Here is a 26091-nt window from a genome sequence, read left to right as displayed (position 1 = left end):
GCGGTCCGACCGGGGGTGGCGTGACCGTGAGCGACGGCTGCACGCTCTGTGGGCTCACGACGCCGCCCGACCCCGTGACCGACGAGGGCGTCGACGGCGAGTTCTGCTGTCGGGGCTGTCTCGAAGTCGCCCGGAGCCTCGACGACCCGGCAACGATGGACGCCGCCGACGCCCGCGAGTCGGTCCGGGAGCCCGAAGCATCCATCCCGGAGGACGCCGAGACCGCCTACCTCCAGGTCGACGGGATGCACTGCGCCAGTTGCGAGGCGTTCCTCGAAGGCCGGGCGGCCGACAGCGACGGCGTCGCCGCGGCGGACGCGAACTTCCCCGCGGACGCGATGCGGGTCCACTACGACGCCGACGCGACCGACCCGAGCGCGGTCGCCGACGCCGTCTCGGGCGTCGGCTACCGGGCCGAACCGACCGCCGAGGACGGCAGCCCGGGCGACGACGACGGGACGGTCGGACGCCTGCTCGTCGGCGGCTTCTTCGGGATGATGGCGATGCTGTGGTACGTCCTCTTCCTCTACCCCGTCTACTTCGGGCTCCCACCGGACGCGCTGCTGTTCGATCTCGGCGACGGCGCCGGGCGGTTCCTGCTCGCGAACGTCTGGCTCTCGGCGACGGTCGTGCTGGGCTACACCGGCGCCCCCCTCCTCCGGGGCGCCTACGTCGCGGTCCGGACGCGCCAGCCCAACATGGACCTGCTCGTCGCGCTCGCGGCGACGACGGCCTACCTCTACAGCGCGCTCGCGGTGGCCGCCGGCCGGATCGAGGTGTACTTCGACGTGACGATCGTGGTCATCATGGCCGTCACCGTCGGGAGCTACTACGAGGAGCGGATCAAGCAGCGTGCGGTCGGCGAACTCACCGACCTCACGCGCGACCGCGTCTCCGAGGCGCGGATCCGGACGGGCGAGGGAACCGAGACCGTCCCGGTCGAGGCGGTCGACGGCGGCGACGAACTGGTCGTTCGCGCGGGCGAACGCGTGCCGGTCGACGGCGAGGTTATCGAGGGGACCGCGGCCGTCGACGAGTCACTGGTCACCGGCGAGTCCCTGCCCGTCCGGCGCAGGGAGGGCGACGAGGTGCGCGGCGGGACGGTCGTCTCGGACGGCCGGCTCGTGATCCGGGCCGCCGACGGCGCCGAGCGGACGCTCGACCGCGTGGTCTCGCTGCTCTGGGACGTGCGCGGCGAGGGCGCCCCCCAGCGGCTGGCCGACGCGCTGGCGACGGTGTTCGTCCCACTGGTGCTCGTCCTCGGCGTCGTTGCCTTCGCCGTCCACCTGTTCCTCGGCGCCCCGCTCACCGGGGCGCTGCTGACGGGGCTCGCGGTCCTCGTGGTGTCCTGTCCCTGTGCGCTGGGACTGGCGACGCCGCTGGCCATCGCCGCCGGCACGCGCTCGCTGCTCGCGGACGGCGTCGTGTTGACCGACGGGAGCGCCGTCGAGACCGCGAGACGGGTCGACGTGGTCGCGCTGGACAAGACCGGGACGCTCACGACCGGCGAGATGGCGCTGCACGAGGTCGAAGCCGCCGACGGGGCCGACCGCGAGACGGTGTTGGGTCACGCGGCGGCGGTCGAGGCGCGCTCGGACCACCCCATCGCGGCCGCGATCGTCGAGGCGGCCGACGACGCCGGCACGCGAGTCGGCCCGGACACGACGGTGACCGACTACGAGACCCATCCCGGCCGCGGCGTCGCGGGGCGGGTCGCCGGGAAACGCCGGGTCACCGTCGGCGACGAGTCGCTGTTCGAGGACGCCACGGTCCCCGACGACCTCCGCGAACGCTACGCGAGCGCCGAGTCCGCGGGCCGCCTCGCCGCCTTCGTGGGCTGGGACGAACGCGTCCGGGGCGTGCTGGTCGCCGGCGACGACCCGCGTCCCGGGTGGCGCGAAGCGGTCGAGCGACTGAGCGAGGACCGCCGCGTCGTCGTCCTCACGGGCGACCAGGGCCCCGCCGCCGACCGGTTCCGCGACGTCCCGGGGATCGACGAGGTGTACGCCGGCCTGCCCCCGGCGGGCAAGACCGAGACCGTCCGGCGGCTCAGCTCGGAGGGCACCGTCGCGATGGTCGGCGACGGCAGCAACGACGCCCCCGCGCTGGCCGCCGCGGACCTGGGGGTCGCGGTCGCCTCGGGCACGGAACTCGCCGCCGACGCCGCGGACGCGGTGCTCGTGGGGCGGGACCTCTCGGCGGTCGACCGCGCGCTCGACACGCTCGCCGCCACGCGGCGGCGCGTCCGCGAGAACCTCGCCTGGGCGTTCCTCTACAACGCGGTCGCCGTCCCCGCGGCCGTCCTGGGCGTCATCACGCCGCTGATCGCCGCCGTCGCCATGGCGGCGTCGAGCCTGCTCGTGGTCGGCAACACGACCCGACCGCTCGGGCCGCAGTCGGGGGGCGACGAACCCACGTCGGCGAGCGAGCCCCCGCGCGCAACCCCGGACGCGGCCGTCGCCGACGGCGGCCGGACCGCGGCGACGGAGCCGGCTGAACGTAGCGACGACGGCGGTGATAACGCGTGACCCGGACCGTCAGCGCGCCGGCGTGGTCGGTCCCCGCGCCGCTCCGGACCGCGGTGCTGGCACTCGGCGTCCAGTCGGCGCTGGCGCTGGCCTACCTCGGACTGACTGACGCCGGGCTGACGGCGCCGACGATGCTCGCGGTGCCGTTCGTCTGGGTCACCGTCGCTGTGGTCGCCGTCCGCCACGCCGACCGGCCGCGGGTCGGGCGAGTCAGTCGCTGGATCGCCGGTGGGATCGGCGCCGCCTACGCCCTCGGCCTCGGGTGGCTGACCGGCGCCGTGGGGGCGGCGGCGAACGCCGGGACGAGCGCCGACCTCCTGCTGCTGCCGCCCGGCTGGGGGCCGCTTTTCCGCTACAGCGGCTCGCAAGTCGCGCTCACGCTGATCCCCTACCGACTGGTTGGCATCGTCGCCCTGGGCTACCTGGTCTCGCTGGCCCTCCGCGACGTGGTCGACGAGGGACTCTCCGTCGGCGTCGGCGGGGTGGTGGCGCTGGGGTCGTGTGCGAGCTGTGCGCTCCCGCTGGTCGCGAGTGCCGCGGGCGCGCTCGGCGGCGCGGGCCTCGGCGTCGGCGCGGCGCCGACGGTCGGCGGCGGGACCTACCTGCTCGGCACGGCGGCGTTCGTGCTGGCCGCGTGGGTGCTCGCTGCGCGGCCGCTCCGTCGCTACACCTGGCGGTAGACGCCGCTCATCGTGGTCTCCTCGACGGTCAGCATCACGGTGTCGCCCTCGGCGGCGGCCTCGCGGGCGACGATCGTCACCGGTTCGATCGGTTCCCGGCGGAGCATCGCCCACGCGAGTTCGAAGATCGACGGGTGGCCGCCGCGCCGACAGACGAGGACGTGGCGGGCCTCCGCCAGCGACCGGAGCTCCGGGTCGAGATCGTGCTCGCCCAGCTCCGTCGGCGGGATCGCGTACAGCACTTCGCCTTCGATACGCTCGGTCACAGGCGTCACACGGGCCGGAGTCGAAAGCCGGTGTCGGTCGCGGGCGTCGGCCAAGCGAGCTCCGCCGTCGGTCCAGCCTCAGTCGCCACGGGGTTCCAGCGCGTCGACCATCGCGTCGCCGACGACGTTGAACGCGAACACCGTCGCCGACAGGAGGAGCAGCGGGATCCCCGCGAGCCACCACGAGGCCGGTAAGCCGACAGTGAACAGCGAACTGTAGATCAGCTGCCCCCACGAGAAGTTCGAGGGGTCCCCGAGCGTCGTCGTCCCCGTCGAGACCGGGATCTGGATGAACGCGATGCTCGCCTCGACGAGGATGAACAGCGGGATCTGAAGCGTGACGTTCGAGAGCACCGCCGGCATGACGTTGGGGAGGAGGTGCCGACCCAGCAGCCGGCGGTCGCCGACGCCGCCGAGGCGGGCCGCCTGCGCGTACTGCTCGTTCTGTCGCACCCGGAGCTCGTCGCGCACCAGCCGGGCAAGCCCGCCCCAGCCCACGAGTCCGAGCGCGCCGATCAGGATGCGGAGCCGCCCCTCGACGATCCAGTAGAACAGTACGAAGTAGATCAGCACGGCGGGGAACGACTGGAGCTGTTCGGCCAGCCACATCAGCGCCGCCTCGACCCGGCCGCCGAACCGGACCGCCGCGACGCCGACGCCGACGCCCGCCGGGACCACCAGCGTGGCGGCGCCGAGGGCGACGCTCAGACTCGTCCGCGTGGCCAGCACCAGCAGCGCGATCAGGTCCTTCCCGTCGATCGCGGTCGTGCCAAGCGGGTACTGCCACGAGCCGTGGCACCGCCCGTCGACGACCTCGCCCGCACAGGAGGGGACGTACATCGTGTCGATGCTGCCCCAGACCGGCGGCTGCGAGGAGTAGAGCACGTTCACTTCGGGCTCGCTCGCCACGAGCGGGCCGAACAGCCCGACGCCGACGAACGCGGTCAGGAAGGCCAGACACGCGACGGCGACCGGGTCGGTCCGGAACTGGCTCCAGTAGTGGGCGATCTGTTGGGGCGCGCTCAGGAGGGCCGCGAGCGCCAGCGAGCCGAACGTGTAGAGCCCCACCACCAGCAGCCAGTCGAGGCCGTCCATCGCGATCGGGAGCCCCTCGGGAGAGAGGTAGTCGTACCCGAACGCGGCGAGGAGGACGACGGCGCCGGCCGGAAGCCATCGGGGGATCGCCGGCACGCCAGCCGCCGCGTCGAACTCGTCCCAGTCGACGGTCGCGAAACGCCCGGCGTCCGGGGGGGAGGGATCGCTCATTGCGGGGAGGACACGCCGACAACTGGTCAGCAAGAACTAATAAATTGTGACTACGTGTCATTATCAATTCGCCGATGGCTCTCCCTCCACCCCTGACGACGACGCCGAACAGGCCCGCCGATCGACGGCAGTCAGCCGGTCCGGATGCGTAGCCTGCTGTTGGCGCTCGGTCGCCGGTTCGGGCGCGTGGCGGTGACGCTGTGGGTCGTGTTCACCGGCGTGTTCGTCGCGCTGGCGTACGTGCCGAACCCACACACCGCGACGGTCGCCTACCAGCCCCGGCTGTTCCGCGGAATCCACCGGGAGCCGCGGTTCGCGGCCCAGTCCGAACCGCTGGTCGCCCAGTACGCCGACTGGCTGGTGCGGATCGTGACCCTCGATCTGGGGCGGATCGGCTTCGGCGACGAGGCGGTCGTCGTCCGCGAGGTCGTCGCCGAGGCGGTCACGGTCACCCTGATCCACCTCGTGCCCGCGATGCTGCTCGCGATCGTCCTGGGGACGCTGATCCAGCTGCTGGCCGTCGCCGTCGAGTACGGCGACGCCAGCGCGACGTCGAAACTGGTCGGCGCGGCCGCCATCTCGATCCCGGTGTTCCTAGTCGCGTACCTGCTGCAGATCTACCTCCCGGGGTTCGTGATCGAGACCTCGGGCCAGATCACCGACCTGGGGTACGACGAATCCACGGGGCCGTTCTCCCGGGCGAACCTCGAGGCCGCGGTCTGGCCGAGCGTGACGATGGGGCTGTACCTGTTCGCGATCCAGTTCCGCGCGGCCGGGGCGGATCTGGAGCAGTACGCGGACGAGGCGTTCGTCAAGACCGCCCGGGCGAAGGGCGTCGGACTGTTGGGGATCTGCCGGCACGTGTTCCCCCACTCCGCGGCGCGCCTGCTGACCGTGCTCACCTCCGAGATGCTCGGGATGGTGCTCGTGGGGCTGTACGCGGTCGAATGGGTCACGAGGACGCCGGGCTTCGGCGCCCTCACCATCGACGCCGCCGGGAGCCGCGGGCCGGGGCTGATCTTCGCCGCGGTGTTGCTCCCCGTCCTCGTGGTCACCGTCGTCAACACGGCCCGGGAGACGTACTACTCGCTGTTCGACCCGCGGGTGGAGACGGGCGACTAGTCGCTGCGGGGCTCCAGCGCGTCGACCATCGCGTCGCCGACGACGTTGAACGCGAACACCGTCAGGAAAAGGAGGAGCAGCGGGAACCCCGCGAGCCACCACGCGGCGGGCGCGCCGACCGAGAAGAGCGCGTTGTAGATCTGCTCGCCCCACGAGAAGTTCGTCGGATCGCCGAGCGTCGTCGTGCCGCCCGCCAGCGCGATCACGATGAAGGAGACCGACACCTCGATCAGCACGAACAGCGGCACCTGCAGGGTGACGTTCGTCAGCACCGAGGGCGCGATGTTGGGGAGCAGGTGGCGGCCGAGCAGGCGTCGGTCGTCGACGCCGCCGAGGCGGGCCGCCTGGACGTACTGCTCGTTGCGCCGGACCCGGATCTCGTTTCTGACGAGGCGGGCCAGCCCGCCCCAACTGACGAAGCCAAGGACGGCGATCAGCAGGCGGAGCCGCCCCTCGACCATCCAGAAGAACAGGAGGAAGTAGATCAGGATGGCGGGGAACGTCTGCAGCTGTTCGGCCAGCCACATCAGCACCGTCTCGACGCGCCCGCCGATGGACTCGGCGACGACGCCGACGCCGACGCCGGTCGGGACGACGATCGCCGCGGCGCCGAGGACGACGCTCAGACTGGTTCGCGTCCCGAGCACCAGCAGCGTCACCACGTCCTTCCCCGCGATCGCGTTCGTGCCGAGCGGGAAGTCCCACGTCCCCTGACACCGGCCGTCGACGATCGGGCCGTAGCAGCGCGGGACGAACATGGGGTCGATGCTCCCCCACACCGGCGGCTGGGAGGAGTAGAGCACGTGGAGTCGCGGGTCGTTGAAGTAGAACGGACCGAACAGGCCGACGAGGAAGAACAGGCCCAGATAGCCAAGCGCGGCGACCGCGAGGCGGTCCTGTCGGAACTGCGCCCAGTAGGTGCCGACCTGCTCGGGGCTCTGGGTGGCCGGGATCACGATCAGCGAGCCGAGGACGAACAGCCCCGCGATCAACAGCCAGTCGAGGCCGGTGATCTCGAGGGGGACCCCTTCGACGGTGAGGTAGTCGTAGGCGAACGCGACGACCAGTAGCGCCGCCGTCGCCGGCAGCCACCGGGGGACCCCGACCGTCGTGTCGTCGGCGTCGAACTCGCTCCAGTCGATGCTTTCGAACCGATCGGCGTCCGTGGAGGGCTCGTCACTCATCGGAGCAGTGTCTATGTCGTCGCGAGCCGACACGACTAATAGCTTGGGTGTTTCCAACACGGAACAGATGCCCCGCCCGCAGCGGTCTCCCCTCCCGGTGCCCACACAGCAAGCCGACAGCCGCGAACGACGCGCCGATGGATAGCGCCCTCACGCTCCTCCGGCGCGGGGGTCGTACGGTGCTGTCGATGGCGATCGCCTTCGTCGTCGCCTTCCTGGCGATGGCGTTCACCAAGAACCCCAACGCCACGCCGATGGGCTACGTCCCCCGGTCGTTCGTCTCCACCTACCCGGAGCCGCGCTTCGCCGCACAGGCCGAGCCGCTGTTCTCGCAGTTCACCGAGTGGACGGTCCGCGTGCTCACGCTCGATCTGGGTAGCATCCGGACGAACGAGGGCGTGGTCCCCGTGACCTCGCTGCTGGTTGACTCGATCGTGGTGACGCTGATCTACCTGCTCCCCGCGGCGATCATCGCCGTCGTCGCCGGCACGGTCGTCCAGCTGCTCGCCGTCGCGGTCGAGCGCCGCGACCTCACCAAGAAGACGACGCTGCTGGGCGCGGCCGCGGTCGCGACCCCGGTCTTCCTGTTCGCGTACCTGGTCCACATCTACCTCCCGGTGTTCGTGTTCCGGCTGGCCGGCCGGATCGTGGACCTGGGATACAACACCCGCGAAACCCCGTTCTCGACGCGGAACCTCCGGGCGGCGCTGTGGCCGTTCCTCACGATGACGTTCTACCTGTTCGCGATCCAACTCCGGGCGGCCGGGACGGATCTGGAGCAGTACGCGGGCGAGCCGTTCGTCAAGACCGCCCGGGCGAAGGGCGTGGGGCTGCTCGGGATCTGCCGGCACGTGTTTCCCCACTCCGCGGCGCGCCTGCTGACCGTGCTCTCCTCGGAGATGCTCGGGATCGTGCTCGTCGGACTGTACGCCGTGGAGTGGGTGACCCGCACGCCGGGGTTCGGCACGCTGACCATCGACGCCGTCGGGAGCCGGATCCCGGGGCTGATCTTCGGCGTGGTCCTGCTTCCGGTCGCGCTCGTCGTGGCGGTGAACTTCCTCCAGGACGCCTACTACGAACTGTTCGACCCGCGGGTCGACCGCGCCGAGTAGTCAGCGCCCGGAACCGTCGCGGTCTCCCTCGTCGTCGTCGACGGGATCGGTCCGGTCCGGCGCGTCCCAGACCGGCCCTGGATCGTCGGACTGGACGGCGTCCCCCGTCGAGTCGGTGTCGTCGCCCGATCCGGCCCTCTCGCTCGCTCGCTCGCCGGTTTCGTCCGATTCGCTCTCCTCGGTATCGTCCGGTTCCCTCCCGTCGGCGTCGTCCGACTCACCGGCGTCAGCCTCGTCCGATCTCGCCTCCCCGTTGACGGCGGCATAATTGTCGCGGTAGCGCCCCAGCTTCCGGTAGAGCAGGTAGAAGAACGTCCCGTCGAAGGCGACGACGAAGAGGAGGTACCACCAGTTCGGGGGCGAGAACAGCGCCGGGACGTAGGTCACCGTCGTGTTGTAGCCGCCGTGGAGCAACGCGGCGATCAGCAGCCCCTTGACCACGATGGGGCCACGGTTCTCGCGGTTGAACTTCGCCAGCCCGAGGTAGTAGCCCGCCCACGCCGAGTAGATGACGTGGCCCGGCCCCGCGAGCGCCCGCGAGGTCGCCGTGCCGATCGCGGCGCCGATCGCCTGCGTGGCGCCGGCCTCCTGTGCCCGCAGGAACCCCTGGACGACGTAGAGGGTGTTCTCGATGGTCGCGAAGCCGAGGCCGGCGACGGCGCCGTACACCGCGCCGTCGATGACGGCGTCGAACTCCGGCCGGCGGTAGGCGTGGAGGCGGACCGCGAGCCACTTCACCGCCTCCTCGACCGGCGCGACGACGAGGAAGAAGAACAGCCCCATCCCCACCAGCGGGATCATCCGGAAGGTGCCCTGGAGGAGCGTGTTCGCCGTCGCCGCGAAGCTCGCGAACAGCACCGAGAGGACGAACGTCACCGCCAGCGTGTCGATCGGCTCCTTCTCGACCACGTCCTGCCGCCAGACGAACGCCACGAGCACGAGCGCCGGCAGCGCCGACAGCAGCGCGACCGCGCCGACGGTCGGGTTCCGACTCGCCAGCCACACGACGCCGCCGACCTGGATCAGGAACACGAACGCCGCGAGCAGGACGACCGACAGCCGTGCCACCCCCGACAGCGCGCCGTGGAGGCGCACCGCCGTCCGGTCGAGAACGGTCCGTGGCTCCCACGTCGCGATATCGTAGAGGTCCCGCCCGTCCGACGCGGCCTCCTCGACTGGGTCTGAATCGCTCATACACTCCCCTGTCGGCCCGAGGTACGTATTCCTTGCCGCCGTGTCACCCGCAGTCGATGGACACCGCTTTGGGTCGTGCTCCCCCAGAACCGCCCATGCTCACGTTCATCGGACTGGGGCTCTACGACGAGCGGTCGATCACCGTCGAGGGGCGGGAGGCGCTCGCTGGGGCCGATCGCGCGTTCGCGGAGTTCTACACCAGCCGCCTCGTCGGGACGACCGTCGAGGCCCTCGAGTCGTTCCACGACATCGGGATCGACGTGCGGGACCGCGCGGGCGTCGAGCGCGATCCGGCGCCGATCCTCGACGCCGCCGAGGACGAGGACGTTGCCTTCCTCACTGCCGGGGACACGATGATCTCGACGACCCACGTGGATCTGCGCCTGCGCGCTCACGAACGCGGGATCGAGACGCGCGTGATCCACGGCGTCTCCGCCCAGTCGGCCGCCGCGGGGCTGACGGGCCTGCAGAACTACCGGTTCGGGAAGGCGACGACGCTACCGTTCCCGGGCGCCCACGGCGGCGGCGACGTGCCCGACAGCGTGATCGAGACGATCGAGGCCAACCGCGAGCGCGACCTGCACACGCTGGTCTACCTCGACATCAAGGTCGACGACCCCACCGCCGACGCGGCCGGGCTCGGCGAGGACGAGCGCTACATGACCGGCGACTACGCCGCCGGCCTGCTCGCGGAGCACTGGGCCGACGAACTCGGCGTCGTCGTCGCCCGGGCGGGCAGCCCGGAGCCGGTCGTGGCGGCCGATCGGCTCTCGGAACTGGCGGATCGGGAGTTCGGCGGGCCCCTGCACCTGCTCGTGGTGCCGGCTGCGCCGCACCACCTGGAGGCCGAGGCGCTCGAGGAGTTGGCCGGCGCGCCGACGGCGTTACTGGACGAGAACTGAGTTCGCTCGTCAGTCGTCGCTGGCCTGGAACTGCGACGCCGCCGGGCTCCGCGGCAGGTCCAGCGCGGTCGAGAGGTCGTACTCCTCGTTGGTCACCATGTACAGCACGTCCTCGATGATCGTGAGGATCTCCGGGAGCTCCCGGACCACGAGGTAGGTGACGCCGACCAGCGCGACGACTGCGAGCAGTTGGCTGATGATGCGGTCCGAGACGTACCACGAGACGCGGTAGGGGTCCGAGCCCCCGAACATCGTCAGCACCAGGTCGGGGTAGATATGCAGTAGCTGCTCGCCGAAGGCGATCCCGATGAACGTGGTACGGACGAGGTTCAGCCCGTAAATGATGGGGACGGCGACGCTCAGCGCGCGGAGCTTCCGGCGCAGCGGCGCGCGGACGGCGGCGATGAGCCCCGCGAAGATCGCGATGCTGCCCAGCCCCGTACACGCGAGCACGACGGAGAAGTGGAGGATCTGCCCGTCGCTGGCGACGAACTCGTAGGTGTTCTGGTAGCCCTGCGGGCCCACGATCAGTTCGGGGTGGGCGCCGAACAGGTCCATCAGCCAGCCCGTCTGGGTGGTGACGATCTCGATCAGCACCTGCCGCGGCGCGGGGATCCGCAGCCCCGCCACCTCGACGGCGGGGATCGTCTCGAAGGGGAGGTAGATCAGCCCCATGATCGCCGTCGCACGGGAGAGCAGGAACAGCGTGTCGCGGCCCTGCCAGAGCAGGTAGCCCGCGTAGAGGCTGGCGGGCACCGCGATCAGCGCCAGCACGCCCTCGACGTAGCTCTTGTGGACGAACGCGAAGTGGGGGAACAGCAGCAGCCAGAACAGCCCGAACAGCCCCCACGCGCCGGTGGAGACGCGCCGCGCGTGCTCGAGACGGCGGCGGCCGTCGCCGACGACGGCCGCGAGCGACCCATCGGCCGCGTCGTTCCGGCGGCGGGCGGTGATCTCGAGCACCGCGCCGAGGGCGAACGCGCCGATGACGACCCACGCGAGGACGTCTGTCACGTCCAGCAGCCACGGCGGGACAGCGTCTGCGATACCGGCCATACTGGAGCGAGACGGTCCGCGGGTAAATCCCTTACCGTTGTGGGTATCGCCGGCGGACAGCCGTCGCTGCTCGGTGTAGCGTTCGAAAGAAGTGAAACCGGAGGACCGGCGCGAAGCCGGTAGTTAGTTACTGGGAGTCGCGAGAGTCAGTTACTCTCGGCGACCGGCCAGCAGCGCCGCGGCGAGGAGTGCGACCAGCGCGACAGCGACGCCGAAGCCGGGCGTCGTCGTCGTGGTGGTGTCGTCCTCGGGCGTCTCCGTGTCCGGTTCGGGCGTCGCCGTCTCCGTGTCCGGTTCGGGCGTCGCCGTCTCCGTGTCCGGTTCGGGCGTCGCCGTCTCCGTGTCCGGTTCGGGCGTCGCCGTCTCCGTGTCCGGTTCGGGCGTCGCCGTCGGCGTCGCCTCGGTCGTGCTCTCGACGACGTTACCGTCAGCGTCGAAGTAGCTGCCTGCACTCACGCTGAAGGTGTCACCGGTGGACTGCTCGTCGAAGTCCATGGTGATGTTCCAGGTACCGTCGTCCTGGACCGTCGCGGTCGGGTTGTTGTAGAACCGCGGCGAGGTGTCGTCCGTGCTCTGGACGGTCACCTGAATCTCGGTGCCCGGCGCGAGCGTGGACGTACCAGAGATCGTCTGGTTCGTCTCAGCCGTCACGTTCACCGGGGTCTCGTCGAGGGAAGCCGTCCCCGCGACGACCTCGAAGGTCGCGTTCACGGACTCGTGGTCCGAATCACTCGTGCCTCCGACGAGCTTCTCGTCGTAGACAGTGAAGGTCGAGATGAACTCCTCATCGGTGCTGGCAGAGAGACCGTCTGCCGTGACGGTATCACTACTGTCCACTCGCTCGAATGCGTCCGTGGACGTGTCCAGCGCGATGTAGTAGGAGTCGTTCTCCGCGTCGGCGATCAACTTGAGGTCGCCGTCTTCCGTCGCCTCAGTGACGTCGAGCGTCTTGGGCTGACGGTTCTGTCGCGTGGTCTCCTCGGTCTGCTCAACCGTGACGTTCACACCATTGTCGAGCGCATCCGAGAGGCCACCCTCCGAGTCAACGAGACCATCAAGACCCGTCGCGGAGACCTGATGGACGACCCAGTCCCCACTAGCGATGGTGGAGTCTTCGGTGACACTGGTCAGCAGCTCGTCAGCGTCCGCCGAGCTGGGAGCGGTCCAGAGGACCATCTCGTCAGTCGAGCGGGGGTTGATGCCGAGCGAGCTGAAGTCAGATTCGCCACTGTTGAAGACCTTGGTACCGTTGCTCTCATGACCCGCGACGGCGGCAAGGTCGTAGCCACCCTCAGCGAGCAGATCGTTGGAACCGAGGTCAGTGTGGGTGTGCAGCGTCGCCGTGTCTTCGCCTGCAGCGTTGACGACTTCGGCGTTCTGGTTACCAGCCTCGTAGCTGTTGAACTGGATAGTGACTTCGCCGTCCTCGTCCTCGTCGACGAAGGTCACGTTAGCCTGGTAGCCCGAGTTCTGGTTCTGCCCGATAACGAGCGAACCCTCGGTCGTACCCACGACGTCAAGGGTGATGTTCGCGATGCCACCCTGCGGGACGACGTAGGTGTCGTTAGTGAACGTGACTGCGCCCTCGGCGGCCGCAGTGACGTTAACGTCGGTCGTCGCCTCGACGCCGGTGTTCACGTCCGTTGCGACAACCGTGTAGTTGCCGGCACTCTGGTTGGCCAGGGTGAAGTCGGCGTTACCGCTCGAACCAAGGTTCACCTGGGTGCTGTCGACGACATCGTCGTCACTGTCGACCAGCGCGACGTCGATCGGTCGGTTGATGTCGTCAGCCTCAACGGTCCCGGTGACGTCCGTGTCGCTTTTGACGTCGTCAGCCGAGACGGAAAGACCCAGGGTTTCCATGGAGATCTTGGCGTTAACGTCGCCGTCATCCTGGGTGTCAACCTCAATGAGCCCTTCGCTAAAGTCGTCCGTGTCAATCACGAAGACCTTGCTGTGGTCCCCAGTTCCACGCGTCGGGGAGTATACATTACCGCTGAAGTCGAAGGACTTGTCCACCTTATCGGAACGAACGACGACGTTCGATCCAATGTAGGCCGACGTGTTACTCACGTCCGAATTCTTGTTCGAGGCGTCGACAGTCACCGGTGCGTAGGTGACATCAACGTCGACATCGCTATCGGTCCCAACCGCCTCGTGGGGAACCGTAACGCTCTCAGTGGAGCTGTTGAGTTCGTCGACCGTTAGAACGACTCGGCCGTCATCTGTCTGTTCGTAATCAGTCTCGGTGACGTTCTCAGTCGTACCATCCGCGAAGTTGACTACGAAGTCCTGTCCACCGGAGAGGTCAACGTAGCTCTCGAACGCGATCTCGATGACAGGCGTTACACTATCGGACGTATCGTTGTCAAAGTGAACTGCGCTGTTAGCGGACACATCCGACGGCGTACCGGCACCACCGGATGTTGCCTCCGTCACCTCAAGATCGGCACTGGCCGAATCTCCAGTGTACGAAGACTGCGGGGAGACGACGATATGACCCGTATACGTGGCGTCATCACTCGGGTTCTGGAACTGCGAGTTCTCGACCGTGATGGTGATCGTGTCACCCTCGTCAAGCGTGGCCGAGGAATCCAGAGTGACGTCGAGCGTCGCTCCTTCGTTACTTACCTCAACGGAATTGACGTTCTTCCCGTCAAGCGAAGCACCGGTGGAAGACACAGTCACGTCCCCCGAACCGATGTCGGACGCGAATCCGTTGTCGAAGTTGCTTGCTCCGGAGAATGTGATCCGGAACTCTTGGTGGTCGTTGTTATCTACGTCGTCAGAATCGACGGTGAACGATGCCTCAAGGTTCGTGTCAGCGCCTTGCTCCGAACTATCCGGAGTGGCGAACGAACCGTTACCAGCCGCAGCAGCAGTTCCGGCGAACGCAACAGTGCCAGCGAAGACGCTGAACACCATCAGCGCAGCCAGAACGATGCTGCGGATCTTGTCTGAGTTGTCTGTCATTGTGTGTTAGGGTTCTGCACTGCAGTCGGCGGCGCCAACTTCCACGCCGAACCGAACGGCGATACTCGCTGTTGCCACCATGGGTAGGGGTATCGGAAACAAGCACAGCTGGTTATAAATGTCTTGTGGGTACCCGAGTGGCGTGTTACACCGTCACAACCCCGGGAACGGCCGCGAGAGCGGTCCTACCCGGACACCCCGCTTAAGTACTTTCTGCCGGTCCACCCCTCCTTTATCCGTGGCGTGCGGTGAGCCCGTCGTCGACGCCGATTGAGCGATCGCCCGCGCGCTCACGTGCGAAGAGCCAAGGAGAAAGAACGAGTGCCGGCGGTACTCCGTCACGACTTCGACTTCGTGGCCGTCGAAGGGCTTCGTGAACGCGTAGTTGAAGTCACACGACTCGGGATCGCGGTAGTCCTCGGCCTCCCGGGTCATCAGCGTCCCCCAGAACTTCTCGAGGTTGTTACACCATACCGTGAGGTAGCCCAAGGCGTCGCCGAGGTAGTGTGAGAACTACCGAGAAGACACGGCCCTCCTACGTAGGAAACCGTGAAGTATCTCGAAAGCGTAGTCGGCAGCATGTCCAGCGACGATTTCGCTCGTGAAGGCGGCGGTGAGTTCAGCGAGTCCGCCAGCCGGCAGGATATCCTGCTGGTCTTCGACCGCCTCGCCGACGAGGAGCCACTTACCACCGCGGAGGTTGCCGAGGAACTGCCCATTGGACGACGGGCACTCCACGATCGACTCGAGAAGATGCACCGTGACGGGGACTTAGGCAAGAAGGACTTCGGCAACCGCGTGGTCTGGTGGGCCGAGGTCGCCCCGGAACTCGACCCGGAGCTCGCTGACGAACTGGACGCGACTGCCGACGAGGACGAGTACCTCTCGATGGACGAACTGGATGATCGACTCCACGAATGACGGAGGTGCGGATTTCGGAGCAAGCCGCGGACTGGCTGGCCGACGCTGAACCGGACGTACGCGAAGGCATCACGGAGAAGCTCCACTCGATTACCGATTTTCCGGACCACTACTTGAAGCGCCTCTCCGGGTCGACCCTGTATCGACTCCGGGTCGGCGACTACCGCGTCATCATCGACTGGGACAAGGAAGCGGGCGTACTGCGCGTTCGCCGTATCGGCAAACGCGATAGCGTCTACGACCGATAGTCGCGAGAGAACGCTGGGGCTCGCTTACTCCGTCACGACTTCGACTTCGTGGCCGTCGAACGTCTTCGTGAAGGCGTAGTTGTAGTCACACGACTCCGGATCGCGGTAGTCCTCGGCCTCGCGAGTCATCAGCGTCCCCCAGAACTCCTCCAGGTCCTCGCACTCGACTGCCAGGTGCCCCCAGGCGTCGCCGAGGTCGTACGTGCGCCCGTCGTAGTTGTACGTGAGCTCGACGGACATCGCCTCCTCGGCGGCGTCCTCGGGGGCGAGGAAGTAGTTCGCGAACGTGTCGGCCTCCCAGCGCCCGGTCGTCTCGTAGCCCATCTTCCGGGTCCACCAGCCGAGCGAGGCGTCGGCGTCCTCGACGCGGATCATCGTGTGGTCGATGCTCCAGCGGGCGCCGTGGTCGCGCTCGACGATCTCGATCTCGTGGCCGTCGGGGTCCGTGACGAACGCGTAGCCGGGGTTGTCCTCGGGGCGGCGGTAGTCCTCGACGCCCTCGTCCATCAGCTCGTAGTAGGCCTCGTTCACGTCCTCGACGCGGACGGCGATGTGGCCCCAGGCGTCGCCCAGCTCGTAGGAGCGCCCGTCGTGGTTGTAGGTGAGCTCCAGCAGCGCGCCGTCGTCGTGAACGTCCTCGGGCCCGAGGAAGACGTTGGTGAAGGTGTCCGCCTCCCAGCGACCCTTCTCCTCGTAGTCGAGGTGGGTCGTGTACCACTCCAGCGACTCGTCCAGGTCCTCGACCCGCATCATCACGTGATCCAGCGTGTGGCTCATACGCGAGTATCTGGGGTCGACGGAGCGAAAAGGCTACCGAAGACGGTGATCCCGTGCCCCGAGTCGACGCCGACGGACGTACCGGGGTGGCACAGTACACCCCCGGCGTGAGTCCTGTCATGACGGTCGCCACAGGTCACGCGCCGTAGTTGGCTCTGCACAGTCACGGCCTCAAGTTCTGTGGTGGCGACACGGCGGTCGCCACAGGTCACTCGCCGTGACTGGCTCGGAAGGAACAGGTTTAACGACGCCGACGGCGGATTTTCGCCCGATGGGACTCGAGGAGGAGATAGAGGAGCTCCGCGAGGAGATCGCCGAGACGCCCTACAACAAGTCCACGGAGGCACATATCGGGCGTCTGAAGGCGAAGCTCGCGGAGAAAAAGGAGAAGCTGGAGAACCAGTCCTCCTCCGGCGGCGGCCACGGCTACGCCGTCGAGAAGACCGGCGACGCCACCGTCGCCCTCGTCGGCTTCCCCAGCGTCGGCAAGTCGACGCTGATCAACGCGCTCACCAACGCCGAATCGGAGACCGGCGAGTACGAGTTCACCACGCTCGACGTGAACCCCGGGATGCTCAAACACCGCGGCGCGAACATCCAGATCCTCGACGTCCCGGGGCTGATCGAGGGCGCCGCCAGCGGCCGCGGTGGCGGCCAGGAGGTGCTCTCGGTCGTCCGGACCGCCGACCTCGTGGTGTTCATGCTCTCGGTGTTTGAGATCGACCAGTACGAACGCCTCCGCCACGAGCTCTACCAGAACAAGATCCGGCTCGACACCGAGCCCGCGAGCATCTCGATCACGAAATCCCACACCGGCGGGCTGCAGGTCACCACCAGCGACTCGGTCTCCATGGACGAGGAGACGATCAAGGACGTGCTCCGCGAGCACGGCTACGTCAACGCCGAGGTGACCGTCCGCGGCGACCCCTCGATCGACGAACTCATCGACGCGATCATGGACAACCGCGTCTACCTCCCCTCGATCGTCACGGTCAACAAGGCCGACCTGATCGACGCCGACTACCTCCCCACCGTCGAGGAGAACCTCCGGGAGCACGACATCGACCCCGAGGAGGCCATCTTCATCTCCGCCGAGGAGGAGCGGGGCCTGGAGGGACTCAAAGAGGAGATCTGGGAGGAGTTGGGCCTGATCCGGGTCTACATGGACAAACCCGGCCGGGGCGTCGACTACGAGGAACCCCTGGTGCTGCCGCCGGGTTCCACCGTCGAGGACGCCTGCCTGGACATCGGCGGCGACGAGTTCCTGAACCGATTCCGGTTCGCCCGCGTGCGCGGTGATTCAGCCAAACACGACGACCAGCAGGTCGGGCTCCAGCACGAACTCGAGGACGAGGACGAGCTCCGCATCATCGTCCGGAAGTAGCCAACCGCGGCGGCGACGACGCCCCGTCACACCGTCGGGTGCGGTTCCAAAGCAGTTATGCCGAGTGGGCATGACTGACACACAACCGCGATGGATTCGCTGCTTCTGGCCCACGTCGGTATCTTCGCCGTCTCCGCGGTCGCCTGTCTCCTGAGTCTCCCGCGCGCGTTCCGGATCAAGCATCCGGGGACCCGACGGGGCCTCATCGGGCTCCTGCTCGCGGTCGCCCTGTGGTCGCTGGGCTACGTCGGCTACCTGGTCGCCCCGACCGACAGCCTCCGGTTGACGGCCTACACCGTCGGGTTCATCTTCGCCTTCGTCGCCGTCGCGGCCTGGACCTACTTCTGTGCAGCCTACACCGGACGCCGCCCGCGCCAGGCGCCGTACCGACGGGCCATGGTCGGCGTGTTCCTCCTGTTCGTCGGCCTCAAACTCACCAACCCGCTGCACCACCTCTACTTCACGACCGAGTGGACGACCGACCCGTTCCCCCACCTCGCGATCCAGCACGGGCTTCTCTACTGGGTCACGCTGGGACTGTCCTACGCGGTCATCGCCGTCGGCTTCTTCATGCTGCTCGACCGGTTCTACCACACCGGGACCGACAGCCGCCCGCTGATCGCGCTCGCGGTCGTGACCGGCCTGCCGGCGGTCGCGACCATCCTCGGCGAGCAGGTCGACTGGCTGCTCCCGCTGATGTACGAGCCGCCGGGCGTCGCCGTCTTCGCCGTCGGGACGCTGTTCGTCTACGTCCGGCGGTTCGAGGCCGTCCAGCTCACCGGCGGCAGCGACGCCCCCGCCGTCTTCCTCGACCGCGACGAGCGCGTGCGGGACTTCAACCAGGCCGCCGCGACGCTGTTCCCGGCACTCCGGAACTCGATCGGCCAGCCGGTCGACGCCGTCGATCCCGAGTTCGCGGCCCGACTCGACGATCCGGGGGTGTTCGCGACCGGGCCCGAGGGCGAACGCCGCTACTACCAGCTATCGGTCTCCCCGTTCACCTCCGGCAGCGTCACGACCGGGCAGCTGGTGACGATCAACGACGTGACCGAACAGGAGGCGTACCGCCGCCGCCTCGAGGAGAAGACCGAACAGCTCGAGGCGCTGAACCGCGTCGTGCGCCACGACATCCGCAACGACATGGCCGTGATCCGCGGGTGGGCCGAGACGCTGTCGCCCCACGTCGACGAGGAGGGACGGGACGCGCTCGATCGCGTGCTCCGGAAGTCCGACCACGTGATCGAGCTCACCGAGACCGTCCGCGAGTTCGTCGAGTCGCTCTCGGGTGAACACGCCCCCGAACCCGCACCGACCGATCTGCGGCGCCACCTCGAGACGGAACTGGAGGCCGTCCGGGAGACGTTCCCCGACGCCGAGTTCCGCGTCGCCGGCGACATCCCGACCGCGTCGGTGCTGGGCGGCGAGATGCTCTCCTCGGTGTTCCGGAACCTCCTCGGGAACGCCGTTCGCCACAACGACTCGTCGGCGCCCGAGGTCACCGTCGAGGCGACCGAGCACGCCGATACCGTCGAGGTTCGCGTCGCCGACAACGGCCCGGGCGTCCCCGACGACCAGAAAGAGCGAATCTTCGGCAAGGGCGAAAAGGGGCTCGACAGCCCCGGCTCCGGGATCGGGCTCTACCTCGTCCACACCCTGACCGAGCAGTTCGGCGGGGAGGTCCGGATCGAGGACAACGAGCCGCGAGGCGCCGTGTTCGTCGTCGAACTGGTGAAAGCCGACGCGGGAGCCTGAGCCTGCGACCGCCGATCGGCTCCCGCGGGCGGAGCATCCGGCCATAGATTGAACACGACGCACGCCGAACGGTGGTGTATGCACCTTCGAGTCGCACGGGAGACCGATATCCCCGGGATCAGGGACGTGGCGAACCGCTCACTCGCTGCCTCCTACGACGACGTACTCGACGACGAGAGCCGCCGGATGGCGGTCGAATCGTGGTACGGGACCGAGGAGTCCTCTCCCGGCACGATCGCCGAGGAGCTCGCCGACGACCACACGATCGTGATCGTCGCCGAGGACGACGGCGAGATCGTCGGCTTCGTGCAGGCGTTCGTCGCGGGCGAGTCGCCCCGCGTCGGCCAGATCGAGTGGCTCCACGTCCGGCCGGACCGGCGTGGCGAGGGCGCCGCCGACCGGTTACTCGACCGGATCGAGTCGGCGCTGCACGACGCCGGCGCCGAACGGATCGAGGCCCGCGTGATCGAGGCGAACGAGGCGGGGGTGGCGTTCTACGAACAGTACGGGTACGACCCCGAACACACGCGATACGTGCGCCTCGCGGACGACCGCGTGGTCGAGGTGACGCTCGTCGGCGAACGCGGGCCGGCAGCGGCCGACGACGACATCGAGCGCGTGGAGACCGACGACGGCGAGACGGTCCTGATCGCCTACGACGAGAGCGAACGCGGCTCGGACGGCCCGTTCCACCCGACCTACCTCGACGAGGAACGAGAGGAACACTACGGCTGGTACTGCAGCGTCTGTGGCAGCCTCGACGTGAACGTCGGCACGATGGACGAGTTCGTCTGTGACGACTGCGGGAACCGTCGGCGAGCGATGCGCTGGGACGCCGTCTACGGCGGCTAACCCTCACCCGGTGTCGATCCGGCGGCGCCGGCCGCAGGCACAAACCGTATCTACCTCTCTCCCGCAGGTTGGGGTAGTGATCGACGCCGACGACCTGGCGCGTAACTGGATGGACCTGGGCGAAGGCTGGCAGGCGGTCCTGTTGGGGCTCCTGCTCGTCGCTGCGGTTCGACTCGGGCTCACGATCCCGTGGTGATCGTGTCCCGAACGCTCCTTCCCGGTCTCGCGCTCCTTCTGGGACTCGGCCTCGTCGCCCGCGTACTGGGCGCCGTCTTCCCGCTGAACCACCTCGTCGTGGCGATCTTGCTCGGCGCCGCGGTGGGCAATACGGTCGGGGTTCCCGACCTCACCCGTGCGGGCGTCGGCACCCACAAGCTCTGGCTCAAAACCGGCATCGTCCTCACGGGCGCGAGCGTCGCGCTCGACCGCGTGGTCGCGGCGGGGCCGCGGGTGCTGGTGCTCGTCGTCGGGGTCGTGGCCGCGACGATCCTGCTCGTCGAAGCCCTGGCCCGACTCGCGTTCCGGATCGACGGGGAGACGGGGTCGCTGCTCGCCGCGGGCTCGGGCATCTGTGGGGTCTCGGCGGTCGTCGCCGTCGCCGAGAGCATCGACGCCGACGAGACGGCCGTCGCCTACGCCGCGACCACGATCCTGCTGTTCGACGCGGTGACGCTCGTCGCCTACCCCGCCGTGAGTGCCGTTCTCGGCCTCCCTGACCGCGTTTTCGGGATCTGGGCCGGGCTCACGATGTTCAGCACCGGCCCCGTGACCGCCGCCGGCTTCGCGGTATCGGAGACCGCCGGCGAGTGGGCGGTGCTGGTGAAGCTGACGCGCAACGCCGCCATCGGGATCGTCGCCGTCGCCTACGCGGTGATCTACGCACGCGAACGTACGGCCGGGGAGCGCGGCGGGGACGAACCCGGCCCCCTGGGGCGGCTCTGGGCACCGTTCCCGAAGTTCGTCGTCGGTTTCGTCGCGGTCGTCGCGATCGCCAACCTCGGCCTGCTCGGCGCGGGGGAGATCGGCTCGCTCGCGAACGCGGCCGACTGGCTGTTCCTGCTGGCGTTCGTGGGGCTGGGACTGGAGATCCGGCTCTCGGAACTCCGCGAAACGGGGTATCGCCCGGTGTTGGTCGTACTGGCCGCGCTGCTCGCGGTCTCCTCGGTCACCCTCGCGGTGGTGCAAGCCACCTTCTGAGCAGTAGCTATTCCTCGGCGTCGACACAACCGCCGGTCGATGGCCGCAGGTGAGGACGACCCGACAGTCAGGGATCAGTTCAGACAGTTCTTCGCGCTGGAGCGGGACGTGCTGACCCTCTCGCTGGCGATGTTCGCGTTCAGCCTCGGCTTCCAGATGACCAGCCGGTACCTCCCCGAGTACATGGCCGCCCTCGGTGCCTCGGGGTTCGTCATCGGGCTGTACGGCACGGTCGGGAACGTGATCTCCGCGGTCTACCCCTACCCCGGCGGCGCCGTCTCGGATCGACTCGGTTCGCGGTACGCGCTCACGCTGTTCGGACTGCTCTCGACGCTGGGGTTCGGGATCTGGTTCGTCGCCTCCAGCCTCGGCACGATCGAACTCGCCGGCCGCACGATCCAGCCCTGGCTCTGGATCTTCGTCGGCCTGCTGCTCGCACAGGCCTGGAAGTCGTTCGGCCTCGGCGCGACGTTCGCCGTCGTGAAGCAGGCGACGGCCCCCTCCCGACTGGCGGCGGGGTTCGCCAGCACCGAGACGTTCCGCCGGACCGCCTTCTTCGCCGGCCCGGTGCTCGCGGCGGTGCTGATCGGGCTCGATCCCCAGTTCACGGTCAGCTTCCGATACGTGCTCGCGGTCGCAGTAGTCTTCGGCGCCGTCGGCACGGTCGTCCAACACGTCCTCTACGACGCGACCGAGGACAGCATCGGCGGCTCCTTTACCGGCCTCGAACAGGTCCGGGCGGACCTCCGGGAGATGCCGAGCGAGCTCCGGCCGCTGCTCGTCGGCGACACGCTCGTCCGGTTCGCCAACGGGATGGTGTACGTCTTCTTCGTGCTGGTGGTCACGCAGTTCTACGAGATCGGGTTCGACGCCACCGTGGCGCTGGCGGGGACCACGTACGGCGTCGACCTCTCCCCCGCGGCCTTCTTCGGCTACCTGCTGGGCGTCGAGATGCTGGTCGCGCTGGCGACGATGATGCCCGCCGCGAAGTTGGCCGAGCGCGTCGGCCTCAAGCCCATCGTCGGCCTGGGGTTTCTCGTCTACGGGACGTTCCCCGTCGTCCTGATCTACGGGCCCGACGTGCTCGCACCCGCCGTGTCACTCCAGTGGGCGATGGTACTGCTGTTCGCGTTCTCGGGGCTCCGGTTCGCGGGGCTACCCTCCCACAAGGCGCTCATCGTCGGGCCGGCCGAGCGGGGCGCCGGCGGGCGCGTCACGGGGACGTACTACCTCCTCAGGAACACGATCGTGATCCCCAGCGCCGCGATCGGCGGCTACCTGTGGGAGTTCGTGAGCCCGGAGCTCGCGTTCACCGTCGCGGCCGTCATCGGCGTCGCCGGTACTGGTTACTTCCTCGTCATGGGCGAGGAGTTCGAGGCCTACCGGTAGCGCTCTACTCGCCGACGGCGTCGGCGACGCGCTGGCGATCGAACAGTTGATCCTCGGCCGGGATCTCCGGGTACGGCTCGCCGTAGGTATACCCCGGCCACTCGCCGAACTGCTCGGGGTAGAGCTGCTTCGCCGTCATCTCCAGTTGGAACAGGTTCATCAGGGGCCCCTGAACCGGATGGGCGCCGGCGTAGACCCGATCGTTCTCCACCGCCGATAGCTCCGCGCCGGCGGGGTCGTCCGCGATCGTCTCCCGGATCTCGCCGACGTCGTAGTGGGAGTCGATCCCGTAGCGGTGGAGGATCACGTCCGGATCGACTTCCAGCAGCTGCTCGTAGTCGTAGGACGTCTCGAAGGTCACGTCGTCGCCGGCGAACGCGTCGTCGGCGCCCAGCGGCCGGATGTGGGCGTTGCTGAACCCCGCGGTGTCGGTCCGTGCGGGGTAGAACGTCCCCTGCATGAAGATGACCGAGGCGACCGTCGGGCGCTCGCCCTCGGCCGGAAGCCCGGACTCGATGGTCGCCAGCAGGTCGTCCCTGACCGCCCCGAGTTCCTCGAACGTCGACTGCGCGCGGAACACGTCGACGACGTTCTCGCCGATCTCCCAGAGCGTGTAGTACTCGTAGTCGTCCTGGCACCCTCGGGCGGGTCGCTCCGCCGCCGGCTGAAGGCGTTACCGAACCACGGGCCGACGGTCTCCCGGGCCTCATCGACGTCCTCGCGCTCCCAGCCGTCGAAGGACTGGACCAGACAGGGGTCGACGAGGTGGAGGTCGGAGTCGAGTTCGTAGAACAGCTCCCTGTCGATGGTGACGCCCCCGGAGTTCAGCTGTTCGAGGTCCGCGTGGTCGAACGAGACCCCCGGCTGCCGCTCGTAGTAGGCGTCGAGGGTGTTCCCGCCGGCCTCGGCGCTGAAGCCGAGGGAGTTCACCGCGTCGCCGTGGCCGTAGGCGACGGCCATGTCGGCGTACAGTAGGCTGTACACCATCACGTTCTCGGGGACGGCGGTGAACTCGACCTCGCCCACGGGCGCCATTGACGCCGTGTACCTGTCCGGCGTCCCGGTCCCGTCGGACGACGGGGTCGGGCTGTCCGTCCCGTCGCCGGCCGGCGCCGTTTCAGTTCCCCCGCCGCCGGAGCAGCCGGCCAGGAGGCCGCTGGCACCGATCGCAGTTCCGTACGTGAGATACTTCCGTCGCGTCAGATCGTGATCGTTGTCGGTCATAGAGAATCGTCGTCTCAGTCGTCAGTCGCAGCGGATTCCTCGCGTTCGGCCTCGATCTCGCGGGCCGCTTCGACCACGAGGTCGTCGTCGATGTGGTCGAGGAGGCGCCGTTGGCCCGCAGTCGCGCGCCGCTCGGCCTCCTCCTCGGAGATGTACATGTCGAACCGGCGGTCGATTTCCCGCTCCCTGATCTCGGCAACCCGGTTCGGGGAGAGCTCGTGGTCGTCGGGGAACCGGTTCTCGAAGAACTCCCGCCACCGGTCGCGGTCGCTCCACTCGCCAGTGCGCTCGCTCTCCGGACGCACCCAGTCGTAGTAGTCAGCCACCGAGTCGGGGTAGCCCTGCTCCCGCCGGACCGCCTCGACGACGGCGACGCCGACCCGTGCGCCGTGACCCGCGGCCATGATCGCTTGCGGGCTCGTTTCGGCGTACGGCGAAGCGATGAACAGTCCATCGACGGGCGTGGTCCCGTCGCTCTCGGCGTACTGTTTGTCGAAGTACTCCTCGGTCTCGCCGTCGTACTCGTGGGTCTCGAACATCGCGTCCTCGTCGTCGAGCCCGCGCAGGTATTCGCCGCCGTAGCGCGTGGCAGCGATCACCCGCCGGGCCGTCACTGGTTCACCAGTCTGTGGCTCCACCAGGAACCCATCGTCGTCGGCGCGTTCGACTGACTCGACCAGATCCGGAACGATCGCACATCCCGCGGATTCGGCCTGGTCGTGAATCAGGTCGCCGAACGTCGCGACGTCGATGCCGCCGGGGAACCCGAGATAGTTCTCCAGGTGCGCACACTGCTGGATCGACGAGCGTCCGCGGTCGAAGATCTCCGTCTCCAGCCCGTACCGCGCCGTGAACACGCCGGCTGCACAGCCCGCGGGCCCCCCACCGACGACGACCACGTCGTGATCGAACGCTTCCTCCCCAGACTGGTTCGCCATACGGATTAGGCCAGCCTAAACAAGTAAAGCCGTTACGATCGTTCGTCGCCACCGCCGTAATAGCCGCCCGGGGAGTTCTGTATCGCTCTATGCCGTTTACTCGCCGACCTGCTCCTGGATCGAGGCCACCACGTCCGGGTTCCGGAGCGTCGACGTGTCGCCGAGTTCCTCGCCGTTGGCGATGTCCTCGAGCAGTCGGCGCATGATCTTCCCCGAGCGCGTCTTGGGCAGTTCGGGCGTGAAGATCACCTGTTCGGGGCGGGCGATCGGGCCGATCGCGTCCTCAACGCCCTGAACGATGGCGTCGCGGAGCGTCTCGTCGCCGTCGTAGCCGTCCTCGGTGATGACGTAGGCGTAGACGGCCTCGCCTTTCACGTCGTGGTCGCCGCCGACCACGGCGGCCTCGGCGACGCCTTCGACGCCGACGATCGCGGACTCGATCTCCATCGTCCCGAGTCGGTGCCCGGAGACGTTGAGCACGTCGTCGACGCGGCCGAGTACGGTGATGTAGTCGTCCTCGTCGATCTTCGCCCCGTCCTCCGGGAAGTAGGTCCAGTCCTCGGGGTCGTCGCTCTCGATGTCGGAGTACTCGCGCCAGTACTCGTCGATAAAGCGCTCGTCGTTCTGGTAGAGGGTCCGGAGCATCCCCGGCCAGGGCTTCTGGATCGTCAGATAGCCCGCCCGTCCGGGGTCGACCTGCTCGCCGTTCGTGTCGAGGATCTCGGCGTCGACGCCCGGGAGCGCCGGCCCTGCGGAGCCGGGCTTCATGTCTTTGACCCCTGGCAGCGTGGTGACCATCATCCCGCCCGTCTCGGTCTGCCACCACGTGTCCACGACCGGGCAGGACTCGTCGCCGATGTGCTTGTAGTACCACTTCCAGGCGCGGGGGTTGATCGGCTCGCCCACGGTACCCAAGAGGCGCAGACTCGACAGATCGTGCGCGTCGGGGTACTCCGTCCCCCACTTCATGAACGCCCGGATCGCCGTCGGTGCCGTGTAGAGTTGCGTGGCCTCGTACTCTTCGACGATCTCCCAGAGGCGGTCGCGCTCGGGGTAATCCGGGGTTCCCTCGTACATCATCGTCGTCGTCCCGAGCGCGAGCGGGCCGTAGACGATGTAGGAGTGG

The 26091-nt window shown here is 68.3% G+C and carries 21 protein-coding genes and 2 pseudogenes; 12 read left to right on the top strand and 11 right to left on the bottom strand.

Going from position 1 to position 26091, the window contains the following annotated elements; translation table 11 throughout:
* Positions 1-26 precede the first annotated feature (26 nt).
* On the top strand, positions 27-2528 hold the full coding sequence (locus BMZ83_RS02775; RefSeq protein WP_143076874.1) for a heavy metal translocating P-type ATPase: 2502 nt from the start codon (positions 27-29) through the stop codon (positions 2526-2528).
* Positions 2525-3208: a DUF7546 family protein gene (locus BMZ83_RS02770; RefSeq protein ID WP_074875417.1), complete on the top strand. Its 684-nt coding sequence runs from the start codon at positions 2525-2527 to the stop codon at positions 3206-3208. Before BMZ83_RS02775 ends, BMZ83_RS02770 begins: the two co-directional genes overlap by 4 nt.
* Here the strand turns inward: BMZ83_RS02770 and BMZ83_RS02765 are convergent.
* Together BMZ83_RS02765 and BMZ83_RS02760 are read right to left on the bottom strand one after the other, a co-directional pair.
* Complete coding sequence (locus BMZ83_RS02765; RefSeq protein WP_074875415.1) at positions 3193-3474, bottom strand: DUF7526 family protein; 282 nt, start codon at positions 3472-3474, stop codon at positions 3193-3195. The two genes, BMZ83_RS02770 and BMZ83_RS02765, sit on opposite strands and share 16 nt — an antisense overlap.
* Before the next feature lie 78 nt (positions 3475-3552).
* Positions 3553-4740: an ABC transporter permease gene (locus BMZ83_RS02760; RefSeq protein ID WP_074875412.1), complete on the bottom strand. Its 1188-nt coding sequence runs from the start codon at positions 4738-4740 to the stop codon at positions 3553-3555.
* 144 nt (positions 4741-4884) lie between these two features.
* On the opposite strand from BMZ83_RS02760, the gene BMZ83_RS02755 reads away from it, so the two are divergent.
* Positions 4885-5862 carry an ABC transporter permease subunit gene (locus BMZ83_RS02755; protein ID WP_079990092.1) on the top strand — a complete coding sequence of 326 codons (978 nt, stop codon included), beginning with the start codon at positions 4885-4887 and terminating at the stop codon, positions 5860-5862.
* Here the strand turns inward: BMZ83_RS02755 and BMZ83_RS02750 are convergent.
* The gene (locus BMZ83_RS02750) at positions 5859-7046 is read right to left on the bottom strand and encodes an ABC transporter permease (RefSeq protein ID WP_074875408.1); all 1188 of its coding nucleotides are present in this window, start codon (positions 7044-7046) and stop codon (positions 5859-5861) included. The genes BMZ83_RS02755 and BMZ83_RS02750 overlap by 4 nt on opposite strands.
* A gap of 137 nt (positions 7047-7183) precedes the next feature.
* Here BMZ83_RS02750 and BMZ83_RS02745 point away from each other — a divergent pair, with 137 nt between their 5' ends.
* Positions 7184-8158, top strand: a complete 975-nt coding sequence (locus tag BMZ83_RS02745; protein ID WP_074875406.1) for an ABC transporter permease subunit — start codon at positions 7184-7186, stop codon at positions 8156-8158.
* Here the strand turns inward: BMZ83_RS02745 and BMZ83_RS02740 are convergent, their stop codons facing one another.
* The gene (locus tag BMZ83_RS02740) at positions 8159-9352 is read right to left on the bottom strand and encodes a PrsW family intramembrane metalloprotease (protein ID WP_074875404.1); all 1194 of its coding nucleotides are present in this window, start codon (positions 9350-9352) and stop codon (positions 8159-8161) included.
* A 95-nt stretch (positions 9353-9447) separates the two neighbouring features.
* Here BMZ83_RS02740 and dph5 point away from each other — a divergent pair, with 95 nt between their 5' ends.
* Positions 9448-10254: a diphthine synthase gene (gene dph5, locus BMZ83_RS02735; protein WP_074875402.1), complete on the top strand. Its 807-nt coding sequence runs from the start codon at positions 9448-9450 to the stop codon at positions 10252-10254.
* 9 nt (positions 10255-10263) lie between these two features.
* On the opposite strand, the gene artA is transcribed toward dph5, so the two are convergent.
* From artA to BMZ83_RS17510, 3 genes and pseudogenes are all read right to left on the bottom strand, one after another.
* Entirely contained in the window at positions 10264-11310 is a 1047-nt protein-coding gene (artA, locus tag BMZ83_RS02730) for an archaeosortase A (RefSeq protein WP_074875399.1), read from the bottom strand.
* Positions 11311-11460: 150 nt separating this feature from the next.
* On the bottom strand, positions 11461-14283 hold the full coding sequence (locus BMZ83_RS02725; protein ID WP_074875397.1) for a DUF7827 domain-containing protein: 2823 nt from the start codon (positions 14281-14283) through the stop codon (positions 11461-11463).
* Positions 14284-14619: 336 nt separating this feature from the next.
* Positions 14620-14784, bottom strand: a pseudogene (locus BMZ83_RS17510) (VOC family protein); the annotation flags it as partial.
* Positions 14785-14862: 78 nt separating this feature from the next.
* On the opposite strand from BMZ83_RS17510, the gene BMZ83_RS02715 reads away from it, so the two are divergent.
* Together BMZ83_RS02715 and BMZ83_RS02710 are read left to right on the top strand one after the other, a co-directional pair.
* Positions 14863-15204, top strand: coding sequence for a helix-turn-helix transcriptional regulator (locus tag BMZ83_RS02715; RefSeq protein ID WP_074875394.1), 342 nt, complete (start codon positions 14863-14865; stop codon positions 15202-15204).
* Complete coding sequence (locus BMZ83_RS02710) at positions 15201-15452, top strand: type II toxin-antitoxin system RelE family toxin (protein WP_074875392.1); 252 nt, start codon at positions 15201-15203, stop codon at positions 15450-15452. The genes BMZ83_RS02715 and BMZ83_RS02710 overlap by 4 nt, the downstream gene beginning before the upstream one ends.
* A gap of 24 nt (positions 15453-15476) precedes the next feature.
* Here the strand turns inward: BMZ83_RS02710 and BMZ83_RS02705 are convergent, their stop codons facing one another.
* Positions 15477-16229: a VOC family protein gene (locus tag BMZ83_RS02705; RefSeq protein WP_074875390.1), complete on the bottom strand. Its 753-nt coding sequence runs from the start codon at positions 16227-16229 to the stop codon at positions 15477-15479.
* 271 nt (positions 16230-16500) lie between these two features.
* On the opposite strand from BMZ83_RS02705, the gene BMZ83_RS02700 reads away from it, so the two are divergent.
* The 5 genes from BMZ83_RS02700 to BMZ83_RS02680 all read left to right on the top strand — a co-directional run bounded on the left by BMZ83_RS02700 (position 16501) and on the right by BMZ83_RS02680 (position 22803).
* Positions 16501-17613, top strand: coding sequence for an OBG GTPase family GTP-binding protein (locus BMZ83_RS02700; protein WP_074875388.1), 1113 nt, complete (start codon positions 16501-16503; stop codon positions 17611-17613).
* Between the two features lie 90 nt (positions 17614-17703).
* Positions 17704-19365, top strand: coding sequence for a sensor histidine kinase (locus BMZ83_RS02695; RefSeq protein ID WP_074875386.1), 1662 nt, complete (start codon positions 17704-17706; stop codon positions 19363-19365).
* Positions 19366-19443: 78 nt separating this feature from the next.
* Positions 19444-20217: a GNAT family N-acetyltransferase gene (locus BMZ83_RS02690; protein WP_074875384.1), complete on the top strand. Its 774-nt coding sequence runs from the start codon at positions 19444-19446 to the stop codon at positions 20215-20217.
* Positions 20218-20406: 189 nt separating this feature from the next.
* The gene (locus BMZ83_RS02685) at positions 20407-21414 is read left to right on the top strand and encodes a YeiH family protein (RefSeq protein WP_074875382.1); all 1008 of its coding nucleotides are present in this window, start codon (positions 20407-20409) and stop codon (positions 21412-21414) included.
* A gap of 39 nt (positions 21415-21453) precedes the next feature.
* Positions 21454-22803, top strand: a complete 1350-nt coding sequence (locus BMZ83_RS02680; protein WP_074875380.1) for an MFS transporter — start codon at positions 21454-21456, stop codon at positions 22801-22803.
* 4 nt (positions 22804-22807) lie between these two features.
* Here BMZ83_RS02680 and BMZ83_RS02675 read toward each other — a convergent pair.
* The 3 genes and pseudogenes from BMZ83_RS02675 to BMZ83_RS02665 all read right to left on the bottom strand — a co-directional run.
* Positions 22808-24027, bottom strand: a pseudogene (locus tag BMZ83_RS02675) (ABC transporter substrate-binding protein).
* A 14-nt stretch (positions 24028-24041) separates the two neighbouring features.
* Positions 24042-24965, bottom strand: coding sequence for an FAD-dependent oxidoreductase (locus BMZ83_RS02670; protein WP_074875378.1), 924 nt, complete (start codon positions 24963-24965; stop codon positions 24042-24044).
* A gap of 96 nt (positions 24966-25061) precedes the next feature.
* On the bottom strand, positions 25062-26091 hold a 1030-nt coding region (locus BMZ83_RS02665), incomplete at its 5' end, for an AMP-binding protein (protein WP_143076873.1).

This window comes from Halolamina pelagica (assembly GCF_900115675.1).
Taxonomy (GTDB): domain Archaea; phylum Halobacteriota; class Halobacteria; order Halobacteriales; family Haloferacaceae; genus Halolamina; species Halolamina pelagica.
This window is presented reverse-complemented; position numbering and strand designations above follow the sequence as displayed.

Excerpts from the sequence above, each read along its gene's own strand:
- BMZ83_RS02690 (WP_074875384.1), top strand. The coding sequence starts at position 19,444 with ATGCACCTTCGAGTCGCACGGGAGACCGATATCCCCGGGATCAGGGAC.
- BMZ83_RS02740 (WP_074875404.1), bottom strand. The coding sequence starts at position 9,352 with ATGAGCGATTCAGACCCAGTCGAGGAGGCCGCGTCGGACGGGCGGGAC.
- BMZ83_RS02680 (WP_074875380.1), top strand. The coding sequence starts at position 21,454 with ATGGCCGCAGGTGAGGACGACCCGACAGTCAGGGATCAGTTCAGACAG.
- BMZ83_RS02755 (WP_079990092.1), top strand. The coding sequence starts at position 4,885 with ATGCGTAGCCTGCTGTTGGCGCTCGGTCGCCGGTTCGGGCGCGTGGCG.
- BMZ83_RS02710 (WP_074875392.1), top strand. The coding sequence starts at position 15,201 with ATGACGGAGGTGCGGATTTCGGAGCAAGCCGCGGACTGGCTGGCCGAC.
- BMZ83_RS02760 (WP_074875412.1), bottom strand. The coding sequence starts at position 4,740 with ATGAGCGATCCCTCCCCCCCGGACGCCGGGCGTTTCGCGACCGTCGAC.
- BMZ83_RS02705 (WP_074875390.1), bottom strand. The coding sequence starts at position 16,229 with ATGAGCCACACGCTGGATCACGTGATGATGCGGGTCGAGGACCTGGAC.
- BMZ83_RS02670 (WP_074875378.1), bottom strand. The coding sequence starts at position 24,965 with ATGGCGAACCAGTCTGGGGAGGAAGCGTTCGATCACGACGTGGTCGTC.
- BMZ83_RS02700 (WP_074875388.1), top strand. The coding sequence starts at position 16,501 with ATGGGACTCGAGGAGGAGATAGAGGAGCTCCGCGAGGAGATCGCCGAG.
- dph5 (WP_074875402.1), top strand. The coding sequence starts at position 9,448 with ATGCTCACGTTCATCGGACTGGGGCTCTACGACGAGCGGTCGATCACC.
- BMZ83_RS02715 (WP_074875394.1), top strand. The coding sequence starts at position 14,863 with ATGTCCAGCGACGATTTCGCTCGTGAAGGCGGCGGTGAGTTCAGCGAG.
- BMZ83_RS02695 (WP_074875386.1), top strand. The coding sequence starts at position 17,704 with ATGGATTCGCTGCTTCTGGCCCACGTCGGTATCTTCGCCGTCTCCGCG.
- artA (WP_074875399.1), bottom strand. The coding sequence starts at position 11,310 with ATGGCCGGTATCGCAGACGCTGTCCCGCCGTGGCTGCTGGACGTGACA.
- BMZ83_RS02745 (WP_074875406.1), top strand. The coding sequence starts at position 7,184 with ATGGATAGCGCCCTCACGCTCCTCCGGCGCGGGGGTCGTACGGTGCTG.
- BMZ83_RS02725 (WP_074875397.1), bottom strand. The coding sequence starts at position 14,283 with ATGACAGACAACTCAGACAAGATCCGCAGCATCGTTCTGGCTGCGCTG.
- BMZ83_RS02750 (WP_074875408.1), bottom strand. The coding sequence starts at position 7,046 with ATGAGTGACGAGCCCTCCACGGACGCCGATCGGTTCGAAAGCATCGAC.